This is a genomic window from Paenibacillus sp. S02, assembly GCF_019454065.1.
In the GTDB taxonomy this organism is placed as follows: Bacteria; Bacillota; Bacilli; order Paenibacillales; family Paenibacillaceae; genus Paenibacillus; species Paenibacillus polymyxa_B.
This window is the reverse complement of record NZ_CP073682.1, coordinates 3619325-3644557: the sequence shown is the minus strand read 5'-3', so window position 1 is coordinate 3644557 and position 25233 is coordinate 3619325. Positions and strand designations below refer to the sequence as shown.

General features: G+C 44.6%; 24 protein-coding genes. 15 read left to right on the top strand and 9 right to left on the bottom strand.

What is annotated here, in order from left to right; all coding sequences use genetic code 11:
• Nucleotides 1-108 precede the first annotated feature (108 nt).
• Nucleotides 109-396, top strand: coding sequence for a stage VI sporulation protein F (locus KAI36_RS16195; protein WP_220025410.1), 288 nt, complete (start codon nt 109-111; stop codon nt 394-396).
• Between the two features lie 151 nt (nt 397-547).
• On the opposite strand, the gene KAI36_RS16190 is transcribed toward KAI36_RS16195, so the two are convergent.
• Nucleotides 548-1816, bottom strand: coding sequence for a DNA polymerase IV (locus tag KAI36_RS16190; RefSeq protein ID WP_220025409.1), 1269 nt, complete (start codon nt 1814-1816; stop codon nt 548-550).
• A gap of 216 nt (nt 1817-2032) precedes the next feature.
• Here KAI36_RS16190 and KAI36_RS16185 point away from each other — a divergent pair, with 216 nt between their 5' ends.
• Complete coding sequence (locus KAI36_RS16185; protein WP_220025408.1) at nt 2033-4558, top strand: transglycosylase domain-containing protein; 2526 nt, start codon at nt 2033-2035, stop codon at nt 4556-4558.
• A gap of 14 nt (nt 4559-4572) precedes the next feature.
• On the opposite strand, the gene KAI36_RS16180 is transcribed toward KAI36_RS16185, so the two are convergent.
• The 4 genes from KAI36_RS16180 to KAI36_RS16165 all read right to left on the bottom strand — a co-directional run bounded on the left by KAI36_RS16180 (nt 4573) and on the right by KAI36_RS16165 (nt 8858).
• Nucleotides 4573-5694: a Ger(x)C family spore germination protein gene (locus tag KAI36_RS16180; protein ID WP_220025407.1), complete on the bottom strand. Its 1122-nt coding sequence runs from the start codon at nt 5692-5694 to the stop codon at nt 4573-4575.
• Nucleotides 5691-6782 carry a GerAB/ArcD/ProY family transporter gene (locus tag KAI36_RS16175; protein ID WP_220025406.1) on the bottom strand — a complete coding sequence of 364 codons (1092 nt, stop codon included), beginning with the start codon at nt 6780-6782 and terminating at the stop codon, nt 5691-5693. The genes KAI36_RS16180 and KAI36_RS16175 overlap by 4 nt, the downstream gene beginning before the upstream one ends.
• Nucleotides 6775-8238: a spore germination protein gene (locus KAI36_RS16170; RefSeq protein WP_220028147.1), complete on the bottom strand. Its 1464-nt coding sequence runs from the start codon at nt 8236-8238 to the stop codon at nt 6775-6777. Before KAI36_RS16170 ends, KAI36_RS16175 begins: the two co-directional genes overlap by 8 nt.
• A 218-nt stretch (nt 8239-8456) precedes the next feature.
• Nucleotides 8457-8858 carry a YhjD family protein gene (locus KAI36_RS16165; protein WP_220025405.1) on the bottom strand — a complete coding sequence of 134 codons (402 nt, stop codon included), beginning with the start codon at nt 8856-8858 and terminating at the stop codon, nt 8457-8459.
• 307 nt (nt 8859-9165) lie between these two features.
• Here KAI36_RS16165 and KAI36_RS16160 point away from each other — a divergent pair, with 307 nt between their 5' ends.
• Complete coding sequence (locus KAI36_RS16160; RefSeq protein WP_023989291.1) at nt 9166-10056, top strand: DMT family transporter; 891 nt, start codon at nt 9166-9168, stop codon at nt 10054-10056.
• Nucleotides 10057-10518: 462 nt separating this feature from the next.
• On the top strand, nt 10519-11223 hold the full coding sequence (locus tag KAI36_RS16155; protein WP_013310869.1) for a YitT family protein: 705 nt from the start codon (nt 10519-10521) through the stop codon (nt 11221-11223).
• Between the two features lie 69 nt (nt 11224-11292).
• On the opposite strand, the gene KAI36_RS16150 is transcribed toward KAI36_RS16155, so the two are convergent.
• The gene (locus tag KAI36_RS16150; RefSeq protein ID WP_068941523.1) at nt 11293-11742 is read right to left on the bottom strand and encodes a DUF2188 domain-containing protein; all 450 of its coding nucleotides are present in this window, start codon (nt 11740-11742) and stop codon (nt 11293-11295) included.
• A 151-nt stretch (nt 11743-11893) separates the two neighbouring features.
• Between KAI36_RS16150 and KAI36_RS16145 the strand changes: the two genes are divergently transcribed.
• Complete coding sequence (locus tag KAI36_RS16145; RefSeq protein ID WP_220025404.1) at nt 11894-12697, top strand: lipid II flippase Amj family protein; 804 nt, start codon at nt 11894-11896, stop codon at nt 12695-12697.
• A 105-nt stretch (nt 12698-12802) separates the two neighbouring features.
• On the opposite strand, the gene msrA is transcribed toward KAI36_RS16145, so the two are convergent.
• On the bottom strand, nt 12803-13774 hold the full coding sequence (gene msrA, locus KAI36_RS16140; protein WP_220025403.1) for a peptide-methionine (S)-S-oxide reductase MsrA: 972 nt from the start codon (nt 13772-13774) through the stop codon (nt 12803-12805).
• A gap of 178 nt (nt 13775-13952) precedes the next feature.
• Complete coding sequence (locus tag KAI36_RS16135; RefSeq protein ID WP_220025402.1) at nt 13953-14570, bottom strand: TVP38/TMEM64 family protein; 618 nt, start codon at nt 14568-14570, stop codon at nt 13953-13955.
• A 351-nt stretch (nt 14571-14921) separates the two neighbouring features.
• On the opposite strand from KAI36_RS16135, the gene KAI36_RS16130 reads away from it, so the two are divergent.
• From KAI36_RS16130 to KAI36_RS16110, 5 genes are all read left to right on the top strand, one after another.
• On the top strand, nt 14922-15611 hold the full coding sequence (locus tag KAI36_RS16130) for a TerC family protein (protein ID WP_025722249.1): 690 nt from the start codon (nt 14922-14924) through the stop codon (nt 15609-15611).
• Between the two features lie 163 nt (nt 15612-15774).
• On the top strand, nt 15775-16719 hold the full coding sequence (locus KAI36_RS16125) for a Gfo/Idh/MocA family protein (protein ID WP_220025401.1): 945 nt from the start codon (nt 15775-15777) through the stop codon (nt 16717-16719).
• A gap of 72 nt (nt 16720-16791) precedes the next feature.
• Nucleotides 16792-17112, top strand: a complete 321-nt coding sequence (locus KAI36_RS16120) for a hypothetical protein (protein ID WP_013310862.1) — start codon at nt 16792-16794, stop codon at nt 17110-17112.
• A 96-nt stretch (nt 17113-17208) separates the two neighbouring features.
• Entirely contained in the window at nt 17209-17487 is a 279-nt protein-coding gene (locus KAI36_RS16115; RefSeq protein ID WP_023989282.1) for a DUF6171 family protein, read from the top strand.
• A 321-nt stretch (nt 17488-17808) separates the two neighbouring features.
• Nucleotides 17809-19293: an alpha-N-arabinofuranosidase gene (locus KAI36_RS16110; protein WP_220025400.1), complete on the top strand. Its 1485-nt coding sequence runs from the start codon at nt 17809-17811 to the stop codon at nt 19291-19293.
• Nucleotides 19294-19376: 83 nt separating this feature from the next.
• Here KAI36_RS16110 and KAI36_RS16105 read toward each other — a convergent pair whose 3' ends face one another.
• Nucleotides 19377-20195 carry an AraC family transcriptional regulator gene (locus KAI36_RS16105; RefSeq protein WP_023989280.1) on the bottom strand — a complete coding sequence of 273 codons (819 nt, stop codon included), beginning with the start codon at nt 20193-20195 and terminating at the stop codon, nt 19377-19379.
• A gap of 166 nt (nt 20196-20361) precedes the next feature.
• Between KAI36_RS16105 and KAI36_RS16100 the strand changes: the two genes are divergently transcribed.
• The 5 genes from KAI36_RS16100 (at nt 20362) to KAI36_RS16080 (ending at nt 25127) form a co-directional block, all read left to right on the top strand.
• Nucleotides 20362-21468: a Gfo/Idh/MocA family protein gene (locus KAI36_RS16100; RefSeq protein ID WP_220028146.1), complete on the top strand. Its 1107-nt coding sequence runs from the start codon at nt 20362-20364 to the stop codon at nt 21466-21468.
• An 18-nt stretch (nt 21469-21486) separates the two neighbouring features.
• Nucleotides 21487-22254, top strand: a complete 768-nt coding sequence (locus KAI36_RS16095; RefSeq protein ID WP_220025399.1) for a sugar phosphate isomerase/epimerase family protein — start codon at nt 21487-21489, stop codon at nt 22252-22254.
• Nucleotides 22247-23329 (top strand): Gfo/Idh/MocA family protein, encoded by a 1083-nt coding sequence (locus KAI36_RS16090; RefSeq protein ID WP_013310855.1) that lies wholly within the window; start codon nt 22247-22249, stop codon nt 23327-23329. Before KAI36_RS16095 ends, KAI36_RS16090 begins: the two co-directional genes overlap by 8 nt.
• A gap of 77 nt (nt 23330-23406) precedes the next feature.
• The gene (locus KAI36_RS16085; RefSeq protein ID WP_013310854.1) at nt 23407-24375 is read left to right on the top strand and encodes a sugar phosphate isomerase/epimerase family protein; all 969 of its coding nucleotides are present in this window, start codon (nt 23407-23409) and stop codon (nt 24373-24375) included.
• Nucleotides 24376-24395: 20 nt separating this feature from the next.
• On the top strand, nt 24396-25127 hold the full coding sequence (locus KAI36_RS16080) for a ThuA domain-containing protein (RefSeq protein ID WP_013310853.1): 732 nt from the start codon (nt 24396-24398) through the stop codon (nt 25125-25127).
• Nucleotides 25128-25233 lie beyond the last annotated feature (106 nt).

Here is a 25233-nt window from a genome sequence, read left to right as displayed (position 1 = left end):
ACCATGAATCATGAGGTTGTTCTAAACGTTTTAAACAGATAGGCACAATGGACAGGCTGGCCGTCATATATTTGGGAATGACCGAATGATATGGGAGGTGTGGCAACATTGAGCTATCAGCAATATGGAATCAGTCCGCAACTGGTGGAGCGGATTAAGTTGAAAATGAAGAATCGTGCGCTCAAGGAGCGGGTTAAGCAGCAGATTGAAGGTGTGACTAAAGCGGACCTGCAAAATAAAGCTAAGGTGCGTCATCTTGTGAAGTCCACTTCTGCTATTTTAAACGAGCGTTTGACAGCTGTGCAGGAGGAGCAATTGACCGCCTTCGTATTGGCACAAAAAATTGATCCGTCCAATACATTCCATCTAATCAAGCTGTGGGGAATGTTCCGTTGATTGCTATTTGAAGAGGTGCTTCAAAGCGCTCTCCATGTTTTTTTTGTGAAGCACAGATAAAAAAAGGATTGCCTGATATCAGGCGATCCTTTTTGGTTTGTATTAGTTCATTCCCCGGGCAATAGCTAGTGTGTGCTTATCATGAGACTTTTTATTTGTAATGACCGCCAATTTTGATAGACCGTTCCATGGCCTGCCCGGCATCTGTTAACGACGATGCGCGCATGATGATGGACTGACCGTACCGATCCTTTAAAGTGTCCGTCACCTTTTCCAAAGCACGGGATCGCTCCTGATCCTCAAAAAAATCCAGCTGATACAGTTGATCATCCACCAATCCGCTTAAAGTAACCCCTGCGCGCTTCACGGGCATATGATTCCAAAAAGTATAAAAGATTTTTTTAACGGTTTCATATACCTTTTGGGTATGGTTTGTAGGATCGGGTATCTTCATTTGTCGGGAGAATCCGGTTGGTGCCTCGTAGGGACTGCATATACAATGAACAGTCACAACCGAGCCCATATATCCTTTGCGGCGAGCGTCCCGACACACCTCCTCTGTTAGTTCAAGCAGGATGGTTTCCACTTCCGCGGGCTGGAGATAGTCGCGGGGAAGAGTCATCATATGACCGATGGATTTGGGAGGTGTATTAAATGTTTCCGGCTTGACCGGGCTGTGATCGATCCCGTTAGCAGTTCGCCATATCACCTCTGCCTGAATATCGGACTGCTTGCCGAAATGAGACCGGAATCTGTCCTGTAGCCGGGGTAAGGGAGTACGTGCGATATCTCCAATGGTGTGTAGTCCAAGCTTCTCCAAATGCCGTTCCATGCGCGAACCGATGCCGAACATAAGGCGTACTGGCTGAGGCCACAGCAATGCTGCAATATCGGATGTAGGCAACAAGAAAATGCCACTGTCATTTTTTTTAGCCCATATATCTGTTGCGGTTTTAGCCAGCATTTTGTTGGAGCCGATGCCAATTCGAATCCATACTCCTGTTTGTGCCAGTACCTTTTGCTGGATTTCACTTGCAATACTTACCGGATCCCCGAACAGGGAGAGGCTTCCGCTCATATCCAGAAACTGTTCATCAATGCTGAAAACCTCAACCAAATCCGTATATTCATTATAGATTTCTGTTATTTTTAATGAGACATCGATATAATGCTGCATACGCGGGCGTACAATGATAAGGTCAGGACATTTTTTCACCGCTTCTCCCAGACGTTCTGCTGTAGATATACCGTATTTTTTGGCCAGCGGACACGCAGCTAAAATAATGCCTGAACGAAGTGCAGGGTCACCGGCCACAACGAGTGGCTTATGTTGGTATTTGGGCTCATCTGCTTTTTCGATGCTGGTATAAAAACTTTGGCAGTCCGATAAGAATATGGTTCTATTTCTGCGTTCCTTCAAAAATCCGACCTCCTCTCCTGAAATGTGTGGATCATCCTTCCAAAATATTCTTGAATGTATACTCTTATAGTAGTATTATATACAGAACAAGTGTTCCTAATACAAATGTATTTTTTGGAACGTTACAGTTTACGTAAAACCTAACATGGCGTATCATAATATCTTGAGCAAAAACAAGTGGAAATGAATGAATATTGAGGGGAGAAAACCATTTTTATGAATCCAAAACGTCGACCATCATCTCAAAAACGCAGTAGGTGGCGTATTTTTGGCAGAGTTTTGCTGATTAATATCAAGTGGTTCTCGTTTGCGGGTGTACTTGGAGTGCTGTTTGCTGGAGGTCTTATATCTGGTTATGTGGCGGCACTGGTTCATGATGAACCTGTACGATCACGTCAGTTGATATATGAAAAGGTAAATGAGAACGCTCTGACCAGCTTTGTGTTTTTTAATGACCAGGTAACTCCGGTTGGAAGAATGCGCATGGAGGAGGATCGACAGCTCGTTGATCTGAAGGATGTTCCTCAGTCTATTGTGGACGCCCTCATTTCAACGGAAGACAGCCAATTTTATGAGCATCGTGGTGTGGATTTAAAGGGAACAGCTCGTGCCGTTAAGCAGAAGCTTTTGAATGAAAACCGACAAACAGGCGGCAGCACACTGACGCAGCAGGTAGCCCGAAGGGTTTTTCTCAGTCTGGATAAGACGGACAGTCGCAAGGTGAAGGAAATGCTGCTAGCATTGCGTATGGAACGGTTTATGGGCAAGGATAAAATATTAACGGCTTACTTAAACAAAATGCCTTTTGGTAATGGTTCCGCTGGTTACAATTTATATGGAATCAAGTCTGCTTCGTTAGGAATTTTCAATGTAAGTGATCTACATAAGCTTCATATTGCTCAGGCGGCTTATTTGGCAGGTCTCCCGCAACTGCCATCTGTTTATTCCGCTTTTGATGGTAAAGGGAACTTTGATGAAGAAGGCTTCAATAAAGCGATGGAGCGCCAACGTGTCGTGTTGGGAAGAATGCTGGCAACAGGTAAACTTACGCTATCCGAATATAACGAGGCGCTTCAATTTGATGTGAAAGCCACTCTTGCGCCACATCGCGAAAAAAGTTATAACACATTCCCTTATTTGATGCTGGAGACAGAGCGGGAGGCCGCCCAATTGTTAGCGCTCCAGCAAAATCCCGATATCACGGCAGCCGAGATTTCCAAGCCTGAGCATGCCGAGCTTCTTCAAAATACGCGAGAAGAGTTGCAACGGTCCGGATATCGAATTTATACAACGATAAATAAGAAAATTTATAACAATATGCGGCAGATTGCAGCCAATCCACAAAATTTTTCTCCATACAGCAAGAAGAAGGGATTAGAGCAGATTGCAGCAATCATGATTGATCATAAAACAGGGGCTATACTCGGTATGATCGAGGGCAGGGATTTTAATACCGAGCAAATGAACTATGCAACTCAAATGACACGTCAGCCCGGTTCTGCCATGAAGCCTATTGCTGCTTATTTACCTGCTTTGGAAAAGGGCTACACTCAGCCAGCTGGTCTTATTGATGATTCACAAATCATATTGAAAGACGGGCGTAAAGGCTATCATATTCCTAAAAATTATAACAGACGGTACGAGGGGCTTATGACAGCCCGTGAAGCACTCAATCGGTCAATCAACATCCCTGCGCTGAGACTGTTTCTATATGAAGTTAAAATTCCAAACGCTTGGAATTTTGTGCGTTCTCTTGGAATTACGACGATTCAGCCGCAGGATGAACATGCTCAGACAGGGGTTTTGGGTGGACTAAGCAAAGGAGTATCCGTCGAGGAACTGACCGCAGCATATGGAACGATTCCCAATATGGGTGTATATAATGCACCTCATCTGATCAGCAAAATTACGGATGCCAACGGGAAGATCGTGTATGAATTTAAACCGCAGACGAAGCGTGTATATTCGCAGCAAACCGCATTTTTGATGACGGATATGCTCAAAACTGTTATATCAGATCCAAGGGGAACTGGTAAACGCCTGCAAAATGCTTTTAAAAGCTACGGTGCCATTGATATCGCCGGTAAAACCGGTACGACACAAAACTTTGGTGATGTGTGGTTTATGGGGTACACACCTGACGTTACACTAGGCGTCTGGGCTGGTTACCGCCAACAGGTTAATACATTATCTCAAGAAGGCCATTCCAGAGCACAGTCAGTGTGGGCACTGATCATGAATGAGGCGGTCAAGGACCAGCCTGAGCTTTTTAAGAATAAGCACTTTATACGGCCGGAAGGTGTTGTAAGAGTTACGGTTTCTAGCCTTACAGGTAAGCTGCCAGGGCGTTATTCCCGTCAATCGGGTCAACTCGTGACTGACTGGTTTAATCAAAAGTATGTGCCTACCGAAGTTGGAAGAGAACAGCTTCCGCGTTCTGCTAGACCAGTGGTCCCGTCCAAACCAGATATCAAGGAAAAAGAAGTCCCAGAGGATGAAGTACCTGCAACAGATCAAGAGAAGATTCCAGCAGAGGAAACGGCTCCTACTGTTCCTAACGTAGACACAGAGCTAGATATGCCTGATGAGAATAACGATGTGCCATCAACAGATACTTCGCAACCTTCTGTTGAAAACGAACAGGGGACTCCTTCTGAATCGGAAAGCCAGAATGAGACTCCAAAAACCCAATCTGACGAAGTTATTTATCCAGAAATAATATCTGATCAACCCAAAAACTAAACGACAGAAACGGCCTAGTTTAAAATGCCGTTCCCGACAATGTCTACAGTGACCTGCGGATGAAAACGGACATTGGGGTATTCTTTATTCCAATCCACACTTTTCCATACTGCTGGATAATGAGCGATCAACTGTCTGCCTACGCCAAAGGCATCACATCCATTTTCCTGAAGTGTACGGATAATTTGTTCCGCATCCTGGGTCATGATTTCGGAAAGTTGACGGTTCAGATGCTGTACGTTAGCTTTATCTTGAAGATGGTTTCGTGCATATTCAACAATATCGACAGGCAATTTTAGGTTAAGCTCCACATCAATTTGTCCATCGCGCTGAACGTTCACTTTAAGGCTACGTTTGACATTCTGGATTTTAGCCTGATACGTAATAAAGTTTTGCACATCACCGACAGGTCCGGGATGTATCCTTTTTACAAAGCGAGCTGTATTTTTCCACTTTCCAGTCATTAAGACATATAAAACACCTTGCTCACTACTTAGGCTTCCTGTGAATTTTTGTCCGTGAAATAAGGCAATTCCACGTGCTGTAATATCTCCTCCTTCTTTGGAAAGATAGGGAAGTACAAAATCTTGACCCGGATCAAGCATTGGGGGAAGCAGTGTCTCCAGTGTCATTTCTGGGAACATACACATTTCCTCAAGGCTCCTGATTTTTTTGGTTATAAATTCGCCAATCAAGAGGCTACCTATGCTTTTTTGATCTATTATTTCCCCAGCTAATCCATCTACAATAGCTACCTTGACATGGGAAGTCGGATGGTCAGGCTCACGATACAGCACATCCAGATAGGGATATAAATCTTTTCGGGCCAAGCTGGTACCGTACAAAATAACTCCGTATTTGAAAAAGCGGATATCCCCGGTTACTTTGGCCCGGATTTTGTCTGTACTTTGCCGAACAGAATGGCCGGTACCTGAATGAATTTCATTGGTACTTTTACCTTGATTGCTTTGAGAATCGTCTACAACTTCTAGCGTTTGCAACAATATGCCTTCAGGAGTGAGATCATAAGCCGATGCATTTGCCAATCGGGCATCCTTCAAATTGTCCTGATCCCAGCAGCCTGTTATAAAAATGAGTAGAGTCAGCATTCCAAGCGCTCTGCTCTTTTTTTTCATGTTTCAGGTCCCTCCTTTTTTTTGAAGAGATAGGATAGGATCAGCAGCAGAAAAGGGAATACAATTAGGAAAATATAAGCAGAATTATTGGCTATGGAACCAATAAGCTCGAAATCTTCTCTTCGTTGAGGCAAATAGGCAATACAACATGAGGCGAGCACAACAAAGGGAACTGCCTTTTTGTGACTCTTTTGCTTGAATAGATAGCTTATTCCGTAAGACGCCGCATAATAATAACCACTTATAGCGCCAAAGATCGAAATGAGCCAAATCGGCAGAAAAATAAAATCGACCCGATCCATCGTTCCCAGTGGAATGGATCTGAGCAAATAAATGACTGGCTCCGGCATTAATTCAAGCTGTTGGGGGCTGAATACGGTTGTACAGGTAAATACGGTAAAACAATACAATAGTACCACGATCGCGTTAGCTGCCAGAATGGACTTGAGCTTGCCTATACTTTTGCCCTCAACCATGGGAAAGACGACAAGAATGAACTCAAAACCAAACATCGCTAGGAGCGTTTCTTTTGAACCGAAAATAATACGGGGCCATCCCGCCTCAGTCAGAGGTAGCAGATAAAGCGGGTTGGACTGCTTTATGCCATAGCTAATTAACAGCATCATGGGAAAAATCAGAAATGAAATTAAAACAAGTACTCGGGCAATCGTTCTTAAATTTTCGCGAACCAGGTATATGCTACTGAACAAAAACAGGGCAAGTATAGCCCAACGGGGAGTATATTGCAGCATCCAGCGATTAATGACGTCATAAGCGTTCACAAGAACCGAGGTACCCATGAGCAGATAGTAAGCAATGTAAGCCACAGTCAATGCTTTTCCAATCCAGCAACCAGTAATCTGGGTTAATATTTGATAAATCGAAGATGAGGGAAAACGTCTTAGCAGGAGCCAGCACATCAAAATAATGAGTTGAATCAGAAGGCCGCCAATAATGACAGATATCCAACCCCCTCCTTTAGCTGAAAGGTGCATCTGATAGGGAAGCGACAAAATGTCTACGCCAATCTCAAACTTAATGATGAGAAAAAACAGTTGACCCGATGCAATGGTACTTTCTTTATTCACGTCGTTTCCAGCTCCTAGAGTCGTTCTGCTGCTTCAATTTTTGGGCTTGGGAATCATATGGTCGCTGATGGAATGTCCAAATCGGAAAGCGGATAAAAACATCTTTCATATCACCGAGCCGGAATGGTGCAAGAGGAGCAAAGTAGGGCGTACCAAAGGTCTCCAGCTTGCAAAGGTGGATAGTAAGAAAAAGTAAACCGAAAGCAATGCCAATGTATCCAAACAAGGCTGCAGCAATCATCATCGGAAAACGAAGGATACGAACCGCTGAGCTCATTTCATGAGAAGGCACTAAAAAAGAAGAAATGGCTGTCAACGAGACGACAATGATCATCGTATACGACACGAGACCAGCCCGAACGATAGCATCTCCGATGACGAGACCGCCAACGATTCCAATAGTTTGACCAACCCGACTGGGTAGACGAACCCCGGCTTCTCGCAGCACCTCAAAGATCAATTCAAGCAGCATAGCCTCCACAATCGCTGGGAATGGGACATTTTCCAGTGATTTTTTGATGGTATGCGCCAGCTCTAATGGCAAAATAGCTGGATGAAAAGCAATCGTCGCAATGTAAATGGCAGGCAGCGTAAAAGCGATCAAAAAGCTCATCATTCGAATCGTTCTTAGAAATGAACTAATAATCCAACGGCCGTGATAATCATCTGGGCTTTGGTAAAATGCAAAAAAAGAGACGGGAGCTATTAGAGCAGTTGGGCTACCTTCAGCCAAAATCGCTATCCGTCCCTCCATTAGATTGGCGGTCACACGATCCGGTCGTTCCGTGCTGAGCTGTTGAGGGAAGAGGGAAAAAGGGTTGTCCTCAATAAACTCTTGAATAAAACCGGGGGGGAGCACCATATCGGAGGAGATCGCTTTAATTCTCGTTTTCACTGCTTCCACTAGCTCAGGATTAGCCAAGTCTTGAACATAGACAATAGCGATTTTAGTCCGGGTTTTAGATCCCACATAAAAGTAGCGTACAACCAGTGACGGTGTGACAATTTGTTTGCGAATCAGATTTAGATTGATGGATAACTGCTCAATGAATCCATTGTGCGGTCCGCGAATAATCCCTTCGTTTTCTGGTTCGTCTGTACTGCGAGCATACGTCTTTTCGGAAGAAAGGATAAAAAATTCTTCCGCTCCATTTATCATAAAAATGCAATATCCCTGAATAAGCGAATCAGCAGCATTTTGAAGGTCGGTGTCTTTTTGACTGCTTAAGGTGGTGAACATTTGATGAGAGACTGCATCGGTTTTCTCATATAAGGCACTCAGGATATGAGTTTGAATCATCTCCTGATCTACGAGCGAATCAATATAGAGCAGCATACCGTCTTTGCCGTCAACGGAAATCGCCTGCTTTTTTAAATCATCCGTGTAAAAAAGTGCTTGCTCAATAAAGGAAATATTTCTGCTTAATTCAACGGAAGCTGCGTCATGTCCAGCCAAGAGAGCACCTCCATTTTGGATGAGATAGGCATAATGTGTGCCAAATGGACTGAGTTTATCCATGATCTGGTGACTTATCCATTCTTGAATCACCTTCACTTCACGTAATGCAATAGTTTTATACTAGAATTTAGGTTGATAAATGGGAAGTGGGTTGGTTATTTTGCAGGGAATGAAAATTAATCGTGCAAGAACTAGAGACGAGATTACAAGGGGGCTTAATCTTGGGAGGGGTCAATTCCCAGATAATGTCCCAGTTTCCGTCGGACCTCGCTGCGGGCAAAGGATGAAAGCATGAAAAATCGCCTTTGATAGCCGCGGCACACATACAAAACCTCTATGCCTTCATGATTTCGGATTTCGCTGTAAATTTTAACCCCTAGTGTTTTCATTCGCGCCTTTGTCTCTGCTAATTGAACAGCTACGCGCTGTTGTACTCCAGTCAGGCTACGAACATACAAATCGGGCATTTTTAGAGGAGAGGTATTTATAATACGAATGTCTCGTTCCAGCACATCCAGCACAAGAGTTAGAAGTACACAGATCTTGATCAGCCCTGCGTCTTCTTCAGAAGGCAAAGGAGCTTTATTCTTGTAGTTCAGTATCTTTTGGTTTGGCATAAAAATCTCCTTTACTCCGAGTAAGAATACAATATATAATTAGTGTATAGAACATATGTTCTGTTTATACCTCCCTCATCATAGGAATTTTTCTATGGCTAAAGCAATCATCAATTATTGGAAAAGGGGTAGGGAGCGATACCCTATGTGCCATTGTGTAAAGAATTCATGCGTTTATCGCCAATGACAGTTAAACAGAGTTTATGTTAAGCTAATGGATAAAAACTTACATAAAAGGGGAGATCGTTCTGACTGCGGTCAGCCTTTACTATTTAAATTAAGAAAGTGGAGAAAGAAGGTATACATATTGTCACGTTCGTTATATGCAGCTTTATTATTGTTGAGCCTCATTTGGGGCGGTTCGTTTATGTTTATCAAGGTGTTGTTGCTACATCAAGTAGGGCCGTGGACGATTGTATTTCTCAGATCCAGCTTTGGATTTATTTTTATCGTCTTATTAATGCTACTTATGCGCAGGCCGTTTAAAATCAAAAGCATTCCGTGGAAATCGGTTATTCTGGTAGCTTTGGTCAACATGGTTCTGCCATGGACATTGATCGGTTTTAGCGAGACCAGAATAGCTAGCAGCATGGCTTCTGTATTGAATGCCACCACGCCAATATGGACCATGTTGGTGGGGCTTGTTTTTTTCGGGGCTATTTTTCATCGAATGCAGTGGTTAGGAATGGGTCTCGCTTTTGTAGGAATCATTATTTTATTGGGTATTAATCCTGCATCTATTATTTCTGTTGATCCTGTGGGTTTTGGATGTATGCTGCTTGCGACTCTCTGCTACGGATTTGGAACACAGCTCTCCAAACGTTTTCTCTCCAATCTTTCCATGTATCAGGCTACTTTTTCGACACTGTTTGGTGCTGCGGTAGGGGGTGGTATTATGATGGCAATTGTGGAGAGACCTGATTTGTCGATTGTTTCTGACCCAGGTGTATTGGGTTCTCTTATAGGACTGGGAGTTTTGGGATCAGGAGTAGCATATATTTTGTTCAACTACATGATTTTGCGGGGGAGTGCGGAATTTGCTTCTTCGGTGACGTATTTTGTACCAGTAAGTGCCATTGTATGGGGCTTTTTGCTCTTGAATGAACATATCGGCTGGAACGTTCTGACCGGGCTGGTCCTTATACTTGGAGGCGTGTTTATGGCCAACCAGCGTAGAACCGCCAAATTAAGTGGATAATAATCTAAACAGAAATAAAATACGCTTTGGTTATTATATTAAATGTGCATTCGCCAAACCTTCGGTATAATGCGTTAATTCGCACATACAATAAAGCATGCTCACACATAAAATAAAATATGGTGCAGCAAAAAAGCAAGCTGTTTAGCAGGTGACAAGGTGTGGTATAATAAATTATAGAATTATATGTACCACAGAAATGTCGGAGTTTTATTCCACAAAAGAAAGGATCAGGATACCATGTGTCCCCGAAGGATACTTCCCCAAAGGACGATTTGGAAACGATTTGATCTGTCTTATACTTAGCTTTTCCGCGGAGTAACGTCAAGTTGCGAAAGCCAACTCTGCGGAAGAGGGGATTGTACATGCGAAGGACCAAGTCCTCCAGGCACATCTTACCCGGTAGCTTCCGTAAGAGTGGGTTCATCCACATCAAACTTACGAGAAACCGAGGGAGCCTGTATGAGGAAAACTTACGAATCTATCGTGAACAATGGAGCACTGAGACAGATTGCTGTCATGTTGCTCGGAACATGCATTTTAGCTTTTACGTACTATCACATTAATGCTCAAAATCATTTGTCAGAAGGCGGATTTGCAGGCTTGGCCCTGCTGGGACATTACGCGTTTGGCATATCTCCAGCATGGAGTATGTTGCTGCTTGATATTCCCGTCATATTGCTGGCATGGGTACTGAAGGGCAGAAGATTTATGCTGCTTGCGTTAATTGGAGCCGTTGCTTTTTCACTGTTTTATGCAGGATTTGAGAAGTATTCGACTCTGGTTATAGATCTACATGGAAATCTGCTGATAGCTGCTCTACTTTGTGGGGTGCTTACAGGTTTGGGAGCCGGAATCGTACTGCGATTCGGTGGAGCAACCGGGGGCGATGATATCTTATCTCTGCTGATCAGTGAGTGGCGCGGGTGGAAAATCGGCAACGTGTTTATTGTCAGTGACATCATCGTACTGGGATTATCATTGTTGTATCTGCCTATGAAGGAAACAATGTTTACAATACTGGCTGTGTGGCTTGCCGGAAAAATAATTACATGGACGACCACGTTCCAACTGCACCGACCTGTGAAAAAGGTACTGCCAGCGGCTATTCCCGCTAAAAAGGTGGTTGCCAAAACAGTGCCGGTCGTCCACAGCCTTCGTCAATAAGGAAAGGGTGTTACGTCAGGAGAGAAATCTTCTTACGTAACACCCTTTCGCTGTATTCAGCTGCTTCTATCAGGAAGGCTTTAAAGTTGAATGAATGCGTCCATTCCGGTCATGAATAATTGCAGAAATCTGTTGGCGTTCTACAAAACTTTGAGCTTCGTCAATCGCCTCATTTTTGTGTTTAAAGGTTGAAATGGGCTGGTTGTGTCCCTCTTCTTTGATTGCCCAGCGATCCTCGTGCGGCACCACATGAATGGGTTCCTTTGCATCGGAAGAAGCGGAATGATGGTTGTGCAGATTTTCGCTTGAATGCTGTTTTTCATGTTTTGTCGGTTTCTCATCTTGCTCGGCTGGATGATTATCGTTCCATTCCTCGGCTTGGGAAGTGGCAATCGCAATCGAGCGCCCTTCTTCATAGCCGTCACGGAGTAGGGCGTTAGCAATATCGACGGCTTTTTCTCGCACACGAGGCTCCAGATTTTTCATGGATGGAGGGTAATCATGTTTGTTCCAAGGCATAGTTGCACACTCCTTATAACAGATGATGTATTATGTATTACCCGTTGTCGGCTTAAACAAACGGAAATCAAAGAAATGAATATATTGTAAAATGTATCTTGAGAAAAAGCGTATAATGGTGTGCAGAATACCAGAAAAAGGAGTGAAGCATTTGCTTGCCTGGGGTTTTGTTTTTTTGCTGACTATCATCATTCATACTACAGATAGCTTGTCCTATGCTCTTCGGCTTGGTGGTTTGCGAGCGCGTCGGATTGGATTGGCGTTAACCGTTGCGGGAATGCTGCTGTTGGTTTCACGCACCTCTAACATGGCGCAGGGGCCTTTACTGGGAGGGATGGTCGATCAGGCTAAAGCTGCAACACAAGTGGGCGGAACGGACATTAGACTGGAACTATATATGCATGGGGTACTGCTGGCAGCAACCGTTGGAACCATGCTTGCTATATTACTGTATCCAACAGTGGTACGCATGTCAGCCAGATGGATTGTGCATTTGGAGCATACCGGATCTATTCCGGCTTTGGTGCGTCATTTAATGCTGCGAAGTCGCTGGAAACATGCAGGCTACTACATAAAGCGCCCCACCTGGTCAATGCTTACTTCACTGATTAGCGGAGCGATACCCAAGCGTCTAATTATTCTGAATATAGCTGTCACTGCGATTTATACAACAGGAGTAGTATCCGCTTTATATGCATCATTTCTGTGGCCTGCTCAAGGTACAGCAATGTCAATGTCGTCAGGTCTAATCAATGGCGTCGCAACGGTATTACTGACCTTGTTAATTGATCCAAGATTGGCGGTTCTGTCGGAGAAAACGCTACGAGGGGAGCTACCCTTAACTTGGATGAACAGCATGTACGGCTGGATGATCATCTCGCGCTTGGCAGGTACTTTATTAGCCCAGCTATTGCTAGTACCGCTAGCAATTTGGCTTGGATGGGTAATGAGTTAAATTGCTAGCTTACGTAATGATGTGCTGCCACATCCCAAAAAAGGCTGGCCCGTGATCATCTATTAAAGATAGATCGCGGGTCAGCCCCAATGATTCTATGGCTATTTACTGTTCAAATAATGACTTATATGCTCCGTATCCTTCACGTTCCAAGTCTTCTTGAGGCACAAAGCGGAGCGCGGCGGAATTTATGCAATAACGCAAACCATCTGGACCAGGACCATCATCGAATACATGCCCTAAATGGGAGTCAGCTTCACGACTTCGCACCTCGGTACGGATCATAAAATGGCTGAGATCAGTTTTTTCTTTGACATTGTAGCTGCGCAATGGACGGGTAAAGCTGGGCCAACCGCAACCTGCGTCAAATTTGTCCAATGAACTGAACAAAGGCTCTCCTGATACGATATCCACGTAAATGCCTTCACCCTCATGATCCCAAAACTCATTTTGAAAAGGGCGCTCGGTCGCGTTTTTTTGTGTTACTTCGTATTGAATAGGCGTCAGCCGATCTTTAAGATCGGATTTATCAATCTTGCCGGACCAATTTTGCTCGATAAAATCTTCACGTCCCGAACCTTTGCGGTAGCGCTTGTAATGAGCGGGGTTCTTCTTATGATAGTCCTGATGATATTCTTCTGCTTCATAAAAAGTGGCCGCAGGCAGAATCGGTGTAGCAATGGGCTTGTCGAAGCGGCCACTTTGAGCCAAAGCTTCTTTAGAAGCTTCTACCTTGATTCGCTGTTCTTCATTATGATAGAAAATAGCCGTTTGGTAAGATGAACCTCTATCGTGAAACTGTCCACCTTCATCCGTCGGGTCAATCTGCTGCCAGAATAGCTCCAACAGTTTTTCATACGGGAAAACTTGCGGATCAAATGTAATCTGTACGGCTTCTACATGCCCCGTTGTTTCAGAACACACCTCTTCATAGGTAGGATTTTCGGTATGTCCCCCTGTGTATCCAGATCTAACCTTCAAAATACCGGGTAATTCCTCAAAAGGGGAAACCATGCACCAGAAGCAGCCACCTGCAAAAGTTGCTTTTTCTACTGTGTGTGGATTGTTGGTGCTCATATTTGTCACTCCAATCTGAGAATGTTTAATTAGTTGTTATTTAAATAGCTTACAATTAAATTATATACGAGATTTTTGCAAATTCCAACGAAACGTCAGAAACCAAACAGCAGTGTAACTGGCTCTGTCCTCAAAAATCGCAACGAAACATCCTACAGAGACGGTGCAAACTATCGCATTATATTCTATTGGCGCGTTGAAGCCTTTTTCGGTAGAGCATAAAGCCGCCGCCCACCAGTGCAGTATATAGCACCAAAATGAGCAAACCGGTGATTGGATGTTCTGCAAAGGTGCCGCCTGCATAAGCATACACCGCAATTGCGGGAAGCTTGCCAATAGCTGTACCTAGGATAAAACTCCAGAACGGAAACCCTGCTACTCCAGCGTATACATTTACCGCTACCTGGGGGATGACCGGAATCAGGCGAGCCAGCAGAACAGCAGCAAAAGGCTCCCTCTCCATAACCTGATTGAAGCGCTCCAATGCGGGAACCCGCTTCAAATAGGCACGTCCTTTGTCACGGAACAGGGTACGTACTGCAGCGAAAACGACCAGCGCAGCCAAGGTAGTGCCCAGCCAGCAGATCAGAGCACCTTGCCAGGGGCCTGCGGCATAAGCAATAGAAGCGATAATCAGCTTGTACGGCACAAACGGTATTAACGCGAATAAAAATGCGAGCAGTAGCAGAACTGGAAAGGAGGTTTGCTTGTCCGCCCAGGCGAGCCAATCATATCTGTAGATAAACGCGATGCAAAGCAGCGAAACATAAGCCGCGACGAGTAGCCATTTTTTCATTTACATACCTCTTTCAATATCCCTGTTCGGCTTATCGCTTATACAGAAAAAAATAGGGTTCACATTCCCAATAATGTGTGCTATACTGCCACTAATAGAATAGTTCCCAAAGGGGAGTAGCTCAACGAGTAAAGTCGTCATTACGGGATTTTTAATCCCCGGCTTTATTGGCAACGTAATGTTGTAAGCGAGACCTTTGCCAGGATTTTAGGAATCCGGGTAAATGGTCTTTTTTTGATGCCAAATTTGGGTCAAGCGCCGTTTCCGGATTCCGTGAAATGGCGCTTTTTTAGTATAAAGCGCTGAACTATGTACAGTATAACAAATAAATAAAAAAGGTGGGAGAAACGTATGGATTTTTTGTCAATTGAGTTTTTAACCGCATTAGTATCCATCATTATCATTGATCTGGTGCTAGCTGGTGACAATGCGATCGTAATCGGTTTGGCGGCTCGCAATGTTGATAAGGCCAATCAAAAGAAGGTCATTATTTGGGGGACGGTCGGAGCGGTCATCATTCGGGTGATTGCTACAGTGCTGGTCACGTATTTATTACAAATTTATGGATTGCGTTTGATTGGGGGACTCGCACTTATCTATATTGCCTATAAGCTGCTGGTTGAAGAGAAAAAACATGAAATTTCAGCTACGAATCAAATGTGGGCAGCGATCCGCACGATTATTATCGCGGATACGATGATGGGCCTCGACAATGTACTTGCTGTTGCGGGAGCAGCTCATGGAAACATGCTGCTTGTTATACTGGGTCTGGCAATCTCTGTTCCAATCATGGTGTGGGGAAGTACGATTATCTTGAAGCTGACTGAACGTTACCCAGTAGTTATTACGATTGGTGCTGCTGTACTGGCTTATACTGCCGCCAAAATGGTGGTGGCGGAACCGCTGATTGCACACTGGTTTATGAACGGGGTCGTTAAATACGGCTTTGAGGTTCTGGTTGTGGTTCTGGTTGTAGCCATTGGGATGCGTGTTAAAAAAATTAAAAGTGAAAAAACAAGAAAGCAAGCGCAGCACGCCTAAGCTAACTTACATTAAGTAAACTTAGCTGAAGCTGAACGTTCATGCCATAGAGGCTGTTCCGTTAGGTCCAACTGGACCCGGAGCAGTCTCTTTTCTTTGCTTGTCAGCAGACTTCCATGTAAACTAGACAACAGATGAAAGAGTGATTAAAGGTGGGGACGATATGGATAAGCAAACGAAGACAAGAGTAGCTATTGCAGGACTGGGTGGTATTGCTCATAAAGTATACTTACCGTTACTGGCAGCACACCAAGGTGTAGACATTGTAGGTGTCATGAACCGTTCACAGGAGCCGGTGAGTTCCATTATGGAGCAATATAGGTTGCCAAGAGGAACGACTGATGTGAAGGAGATGCTAGCATGGGAACCGGAAGCTGTATTTATACATGCCGCGACCGAAGCTCATTTTGATCTAGTTATGGCGTGTATTGAAAAAGGGATTGCTGTGTATGTGGATAAACCGTTATCCTATGATGTTCGTCAGAATCTGGAAATGACCGCTTTTGCGGAAGCGCAGGCCGTGCTGCTGGCGGTAGGCTTTAATCGACGTTTTGCCCCGCATTATGTAGCTGCTAAAGCATGGTTAGAGGAAGCAGGTGGATTCAGTCAATGTGCGGCCATTAAACACCGTACTGGATATGGTCGAAGACCGGCGGCACAGACGGTGTATGATGATTTAATTCACATGCTTGATTTGCTTTTGTGGCTGGGTGGCGATGATTATGAGCTGCTGCATAGTAGTCTGAATACGACGAGTGATGGATATATGGATGCTGCGTTCGGGACCGTACGTTTGGGGAATGCTACCGGAAGCTACAGTATGAGTAGACAGGCAGGGGCTGACATAGAGAAGCTGGAGCTTCACGGGGCAGGACGGTCTGTTGAAGTAATAAATATGGAACAGGCTGTTTTTATGCAAAAAAATCATTCACCACTAACGCAAACTTTTGGAAGCTGGGATACGATTTTGGAAAGACGGGGATTCACTGGAGTCGTGAATCATTTTCTGGAGCATATTCATCGTCCGGAGGAGTGTGCTGTACGGGCTGGAAAAGTATTGGAAAGCCATATGCTGGCTGACGAACTGATCAGCCGTTTGAGTGTTTAATATGGAACGTCCGAACGTGATCTTAACAGTCCAGACAGACATCAAGAATTAGGTTGAAGGAGAAATGAATGAATGGAAGAAGATAACCGTGGTAAACAGCTAGAAGAAGCCATCATTGAAAATTATAAGCAAGAAGAAGATATGATGATCCTTGTATTTGCGCAATGGTGTATCAATCACGGGTTGGAGCCAGAGGAATTATATCGTGTAGCGTATCCGCATCAGGATAGCAACGAGCGTCTGCTACGAGTACGCAAGTTGACTGTATCGCGTGAAGAAGCGGGTGATATTCCGCTGGATACGGTATTAGGGGTACTGTCCATGTTCGGAAATGAGGACTTGGCGATGGTCGTATCTGAGGCGGCTGCCAGCCTTCCGTCGGAACGGAAATAGGGCAAGCCAGAATAAAGAATATACTGTTATCATTTATGGCATCATGGACTCACTGTATTTACTTAAGACATTGTTGATGGGGAGGGTAAGCTTACGATGGAAGATATACCTATGCCAAGTACCTGTAAAGGCTGTGAAAGAGACATCTCGATATCGGAAGAGCAAATTACCAGAATTCTAACCAACATGAGACCCAAAATGGAATGTGTAAACGATGAAGTGTACGAAGCCAGACTGTTGGCCTGCTCACAATGTGAAGAGTTAATGTCCGGGCATACATGTGGCATCAGCGGAAGTATTGTTCGTGTACGTGCTTTGGCGGCAGCTCAAAATTGTCCCAGTTACCATGGTTCACGCTGGATAGGAACAGCCTAAAAGATACAATGCTCAGGCTCGGCTGAACCTGGATTACGGGTTAAAGTAGTCATACCTTGGTCTGCCTTAATGGCAGGCTTTTTGGTTTGATTGGACCTTTTCTTAACGATTGACAAAAAGTAGGCAATAAAATATATTAAACACGTGAAATGTTTTTGTTTAATTATTAATATTTATATTAATGTTTTCTAGATGTGATGGTGCGTAAAAATTAAGATCGAAAGAAGATCGATGGTATGAGTGATATTTAGACCAAAAATGAAAGCGCAAACATTCGTACGGGTGTTCCAACAATCTTAATATTTTTGGGGAGGGTTTGTTGTGAAGGGTTCTATTGTTGTTAATACCGATTGGAAACAAGGCATTATTAATAAAAATATTTATGGACAATTTGCTGAGCATCTTGGACGTTGCATTTATGAAGGCATATGGGTTGGAGAGGACTCTCCGATTCCGAACACAGACGGAATTCGTAATGATGTGGTGGAAGCGTTAAAAAAGCTGAAGATTCCTGTGCTGCGCTGGCCGGGAGGCTGTTTTGCCGATGAATATCATTGGAAAGATGGTATCGGACCAAAAGAAGATCGTAAGAGAATGGTAAATACGCATTGGGGCGGTGTGGTTGAAAATAATCATTTTGGCACACATGAGTTTTTTCAATTGTGCGAACTGTTAGATGCAGAGCCTTATATTTGTGGAAATGTCGGCAGTGGTACAGTTCAGGAAATGTCGGAATGGGTAGAGTACATGACCTTCGATGGAGAGTCCCCTATGGCTGCATGGCGTCAGGAAAACGGTCGTGAGAAACCATGGAAGCTCAAATATTTTGGAGTGGGTAACGAAAACTGGGGTTGTGGCGGTAACATGCGCCCAGAATATTATGCCGACCTGTATCGCCGCTATCAGACATATGTCCGTAACTATGGCGAGAACCGCATTTATCGCATCGCAGGTGGGGCGAATGTGGATGATTATCGTTGGACCGAAGTGTTGATGCGCGAAGCTGGGCATCTTATGGACGGTTTGAGCCTGCATAACTATACGATCCCGGGAAACTGGGAAGGGAAACGGCAAGCACTCGGCTTTGATGAAGCGGAATGGTTCGAGACGATGAAAAAATCATTGCATATGGATGAATTGATTACTCGTCATTCAGCCATTATGGACCAATATGATCCTAACAAAAGGGTCGGACTGATCGTCGATGAATGGGGAACCTGGTTCCTGACTGAGCCGGGAACCAATCCGGGCTTCCTGTATCAGCAAAACACGATGCGCGATGCGCTGGTAGCTGGGCTGCACCTACACATTTTCCATAATCACCATGACCGAGTACAGATGACGAATATTGCTCAAATGGTCAATGTTTTACAGGCAATGATTCTGACCGAAGGCCCTGCTATGCTGTTGACGCCGACATACCATATATTTGAAATGTTTAAAGTGCATCAGGATGCGCAAGCACTGGCTGTTCATGTAAAGGTGGACGATTATGAATATGATGGGGATTCCATCCCACAAGTAAGCGTGTCCGCCTCCAAGGCGCAGGATGACAATATTCATATTAGCTTTTGCAACGTCCATCCGGGCGAGTCGGCAAACTTAAATTTGGAGCTAAGAGGACTGGAAGAGGTTAAAAAGATCAGCGGTGTTGTCCTTGCCAGCGACAATATGCAGGCACATAATACGTTTGATCAGCCAGAGCGTGTAAAAAAGGAAGCTTTCACATCCTATCAGCTGCAAGGTCAGCATTTGGATGTTACACTGCCACCAATGTCGGTAGTGATGCTGACAATTGCTCCGTAAAAAAGCTGGGTCGTGGTATGTAAGCAGTATCCCCCATTATTGGTTATAACAAAGAGAGCGTTCAGGTGAACGCTCTCTTTTACCTACAGTTGCTCGCGGTGAATCACCCTGAATTCCTTGGGCGACATACCGAAGCGGGAACGAAATACACGGTGAAAATACGTGTAATTTGCAAATCCTGAAGATTCGGCGGCTTGTTCCAGTGACATGGGACTGAAAATGATTCGTTCTCTCGCCATGTTAAGCCTGATGTCCAGCGTGTACTGCATAATGCTCGTATCGAATGTTTCCTTAAACAGATGTACTGCTCGGGATACGCTGATACCTACGTGTGAAGACACGTCATCTAGCTTGAAGTTAGAGGATGCATTTTCTTCAATATAATTTTTAATCTGATAAGCAAGATAGTTATGATGGGTAGCGATAGGATGATCGGATAGCATACGGTCAAACTCCAAACATAAAATGCGCATATAATAACTTGATATTTCCGGGTAAGGATTAGAAATACGTCGTTGCTCCATCACAAGCTGACGAAATAGGCCAAGCAGGGCTTCTGTGAGCTGAACCTTAATTCTGTTGGGTCGTTTATGATGGTTCCACCACTCATCTACCCAGGAACCACCGAAAAAAATGTGATAATCTCCACTTTCCACGACCAGATCTCCCATGGGATTCAACTCACTATGAATATCCAGTTCATAAGGCTCGGTAGGATTGAATAGCAGTAGGTCACCCGCCTCAATCCGTGTCATTTCCCCGTTAATGCGGGCCTGGCAGCGTCCATCTGTTTGCAAACGGAATAAATAATTTTTGATCCCATCAGGCTGGTTCGAATAAAAGGGCTTTCGATGGAAGGAATAGCCTGCGGTAAGAACCTGACAAGGCTCGACGATAGACATGATGATGACTCCTTTGGGCATATGGCTGTTTCAAATATTGACCAGATTGTTCATGTTTTAATCATATTATTCATTTTAAACGAAACAGAAATAGAATACTATGTGAACTGTAAAGCTTACATGTTAGATGAGAAAGTACATGTTGGAGGCCAAGGAGTGTGACGACGTGGAACGAATGAAGGCCGGGATTATCGGATGCGGTACTATTAGCTCGGTATATCTTGAAAATCTCCAAAAGAGCCCACTTATTGAAGTGGTGGCCGTCGCTGATTTACTAGATGAGAGGGCCAAGGAGAGGGCCGATGAATTCAACATTGAAAACGTATACAAGGTGGATGAATTGCTTCGTCAGCCTGAGATTGAGCTTGTATTTAATCTGACCGTGCCTGGCAGCCATGCACTGACAGATGTGGCGATACTAGAGGCAGGCAAGCATGTGTACAGTGAAAAGCCTTTGGCGGTTTCTTTGGAGGACGGAAAACGCGTTCTGGATTTAGCCAAAGCAAGAAATCTGCGTGTCGGCTGTGCTCCTGATACTTTTCTTGGGGCGGCTATTCAGACCGCACGTCATGCCATACAGACTGGAATGATTGGTCAGCCAGTAGCCGCTACTGCCTTTTTAATGAGTAGAGGCCCTGAATGGTGGCATGCGAATCCGGAATTTTTCTATGCAGCTGGAGGAGGACCGATGTTTGACATGGGACCTTACTATTTAGCCTCGTTGATCCAAGTGCTGGGGCCGATCCGGCGAATTAGCGGCTCCGTAGGAATTCAGATTCCAGAACGTCATATACATTTCGGTCCCAAAAGCGGCACGCCATTACGGGTGCAAACACCAACGCACTTGGCCGGGACCATGGATTTTCATAACGGAGCCATCGCAACCTTGATTACCAGCTTTGATATTCAGGGAGCATCAGACCTGCCACGTATTGAAATTTACGGAACGGAAGGGACTTTGAACTTGCCGGACCCGAATTTTTTTAACGGAGATGTCAAAATTCGCCGACCTGGCGAGGAAAAAGCAGAGCTGTTAAAGCCCCTTTTTGAATGCGGGAAAAACGAACGTGGAATAGGCGCGGGCGAGATGGTGAGAGCCATACGCAGTGAAAAGAACCATCGTGCTAATGATGAACTGGCCTACCATGTGTTAGAAGCCATGCATGCTTTTCAGCGCTCATCATTGGAAGGCAATCACATTACGATGGAAAGCACGTTCAAGCCGGACGAGGATTTGTATTATGGAACAGATATAATGGAAAATTCATCCTAATTAAAGAGGTGAAGGGTAATGGCTAAAGTAGGATTGCAATTGTACACAGTAAGGGAAGAGCTTGAACAGGATTTTGAAGGTACATTGCGCAAGGTAGCTGAGCTTGGCTATAAAGGGGTAGAATTTCATACCTTTTTCGGACGCAATGCCAAGGATGTCAGAGCGCTTTTGGATGAGCTAAATCTGGAAGTTGTCGGAACTCATATACAATATTCTCGTTTGTTGGATCATTTGGATGAGGAGATTGCATACCACAAAGAATTGGGCAATAAGTACCTAATCGTTCCTTATTTAACCGAAGAACAGCGACAGTGGGATGAAATTTTTGCTAATTTGAATTGTATTGGTGAAAAAGTGAAAGAACAGGGTTTGATACTGGCTTATCATAATCATGATTTTGAATTGACAGAAAAAATCAATGATCGCCCGGTATTCGATGCTTTATATGATGCGGTTTCCGATGATTTGTTACAGGTCGAAATGGATACTTGTTGGGTATACTATGGGGGCTATGATCCAGTGGAATACATCGGACGTTATAATGGACGCCTGCCTATCATTCACTTAAAGGATATGGCACGTGACGAGCAACAAAAAGCAGTGACTGTAGAGCTTGGCAAAGGCGAAGTGCAGCTTCAGGCCATTACAGACGCCGCTATTCAGGCAGGTGTGGATTGGGTCGTCGTGGAACAGGATTTCTGCTCAAACCCTCCAATCGAAAGCATTGAAACCAGCATTAAATGGCTCCAACAATACGCAGCTCAGGGAGGAAATATTCATGTCTAAAACACTTAAAATCGGGATTATTGGTTGTGGAGGCATTGCCAACGGCAAACACTTGCCGAGTCTTGCCAAGCAGAAGCGTGCAGAAATCGTTGCATTCTGTGACATCATTCAGGAGCGCGCTGAAGAAGCAGCAGAAAAGTTTGGAGTTGAAGGGTCGCAAGTTTATAGTGATTACCGCCAGTTGCTAGAAAATAAAGACATTGAAGTCGTACATGTGTGTACACCCAATGACTCGCACTCAGAAATTACCGTAGCGGCGCTTGAGGCAGGTAAGCATGTGCTGTGTGAAAAGCCGATGGCTAAAACTGCTGAGCAAGCACGGGAGATGCTCGATGCAGCCAACCGCACAGGTAAGAAGCTGTCTATTGCGTATCAAAACCGTTATCGTGATGACAGTTTGTATCTGAAACAATTGGTTGAGCAAGGAGAGCTTGGAGACATTTATCTGGGCAAAGCCATTGCTCTACGCCGTCGCGCGGTTCCGACTTGGGGAGTATTCTTGGATGAAGAGAAGCAGGGCGGTGGTCCTCTTATTGATATTGGCACGCATGCACTCGACCTGACACTCTGGCTGATGGATAATTACAAGCCTAAAAGTGTACTAGGTTCAACCTTCCATAAGCTAGGGGATCGTAAAGATGCGGCAAATGCCTTTGGGCCTTGGAATCCTGAGGAATTTAAGGTAGAGGACTCAGCTTTTGGTTTTATTACGATGCAAAATGGAGCTACGATTGTACTGGAATCCAGCTGGGCATTGAACGTTGTAGAGTTTGGCGAAGCGAAGACGCTGTTATGCGGAACCGAAGGCGGAGCCGATATGCAGGATGGATTGCGCATTAACGGGGAAAAGAACAGCCGCTTGTTTGATACGAAAATAGATCTGGATGCAGGCGGTGTTGCCTTTTACTCTGGAGAAACGGAAAATGAAGCAGACCGCGAAGCCCGTCTGTGGATCGAATCTATTCTGGACGACAAAGAACCTCTTGTGAAGCCGGAACAGGCACTGGTTGTTACTGAAATTTTGGAAGCTATCTATGAATCGGCCCGTACCGGGAAAGCTGTCTATTTTGACTAAGCCCGTAATTATCCCGAATAGACCATCATTATAATGAAAGCAGCTTTTTTCACATATGATACAGGGAGGGATTTCTTTTGAAACTTGGAGTATTTATGGTGTTGTTTGGCGGACGTTCGCTGGAGGAGGCACTGGATTATGTGGCTTCTCAAGGATTGGATGCTGTAGAAATCGGAACAGGCGGCAACCCAGGAGATAAGCATTGTAAGCCGGATGAGTTGCTGGAGAATGATACAGCGCTCAAAAATTTTAAAAAGGCAGTAGAGTCCCGCGGACTAACGATTAGTGCGCTTAGCTGTCACGGCAATCCTCTTCATCCGCAAAAGCATTTGGCCCAAGCTGATCATGAAACGTTTCTTAAAACCGTTCGATTGGCAGAAAAGCTGGAAGTTCCAGTTGTGAACACTTTCTCTGGCTGTCCGGGTGATCATGAGGATGCGAAATATCCAAATTGGCCTGTGGCTCCGTGGCCTAATGATTTTCAGGAAGTGTTGAAGTGGCAATGGGAGAATAAAATTATTCCTTACTGGACTGAGACGGGAAAATTTGCAGCAGATCATCATGTTAAAATTGGGCTGGAGCTACACGGAGGCTTCTCCGTTCATACACCAGCGACCTTGCTTCGTTTGCGTGAAGCTGCGGGAGAGGTCATTGGTGCTAATCTGGATCCGAGCCATATGTGGTGGCAGGGAATTGACCCAGTGCAGGCGGTTCAAATTTTGGGCCGAGAGGGAGCCATTCACCATTTTCATGCCAAGGATACGACGATTGATCCGGTCAATGTAAATAAATATGGACTTACCGATATGCAGGAATATACGAAAATGCTAGATCGCGCTTGGCAGTTCCGTACTGTTGGTTATGGACATGATGTAAAAACCTGGGCAGATATTATCAGTGCTCTGCGTCTGGTGGGATACGATTATGTAGTGAGTATTGAGCATGAAGATGGTCTGATGTCCGTGGAGGAAGGCTTTACTAAGGCTGTCCACAATCTTCGCCAGGTATTGATTGAAGAACCGCTGAGCGAGATGTGGTGGGTCTAACCTAATAGGGGGAAACGTTGATGATTAACGTCACCATTTGGAATGAATTTTTGAACGAAAAGTTGAATGATGAAGCCAAACAGATATATCCTGACGGGATACACAAAGCGTTGGCTGACGGCCTGGCAGGAGAGGGATTTGCCATTCGAACAGCTACTCTTCGTGATGATGCCGAGCATGGTTTGGGAGAAGAGATCCTGAATTCCACAGATGTGCTGCTGTGGTGGGGGCATAAAGCCCACGATCAGGTGAGCGATGAAGTTACGGCGCGTGTTGTAAAGCGAGTGCAGGAAGGAATGGGCTTGATCGTGCTGCACTCGGGCCATTTTTCAAAACCATTCAAAGCCCTAATGGGCACTAGCTGTGATCTGAAATGGAGGGTGGCAGGTGAACAGGAGATTATTTGGTCGGTGAATCCGTCACATCCTATTGCAGAAGGCATAGACGCCAAAATTTTGTTGAAGCAGGAAGAGATGTATGGCGAGTTCTTTGATATTCCAGCGCCGGATGAATTGGTATTTGTTAGTAACTTTGAAGGCGGCGAAGTATTTAGAACTGGATGTACTTTCCGCCGAGGTAGCGGTAAGATATTCTATTTCCGCCCAGGTCATGAGACCTATCCGACTTATTACCAGCCTGATATTTTGAAAGTTATCGCCAACAGCATTCGTTGGACTTCTCCGACAAGTATTAACAAACCAATATATGGTAGAAGTGAACCTGTAAGACCTCTCGGTGGAGTGTTGGTATAATGACAATCATCACATTTTGATGAGCTGTATAATGAACAGATTGATAGGCGGAACCTCTTGGGATTCCGCCTTTTTGTATTTAACGATTTAGACATATACCTGCTGT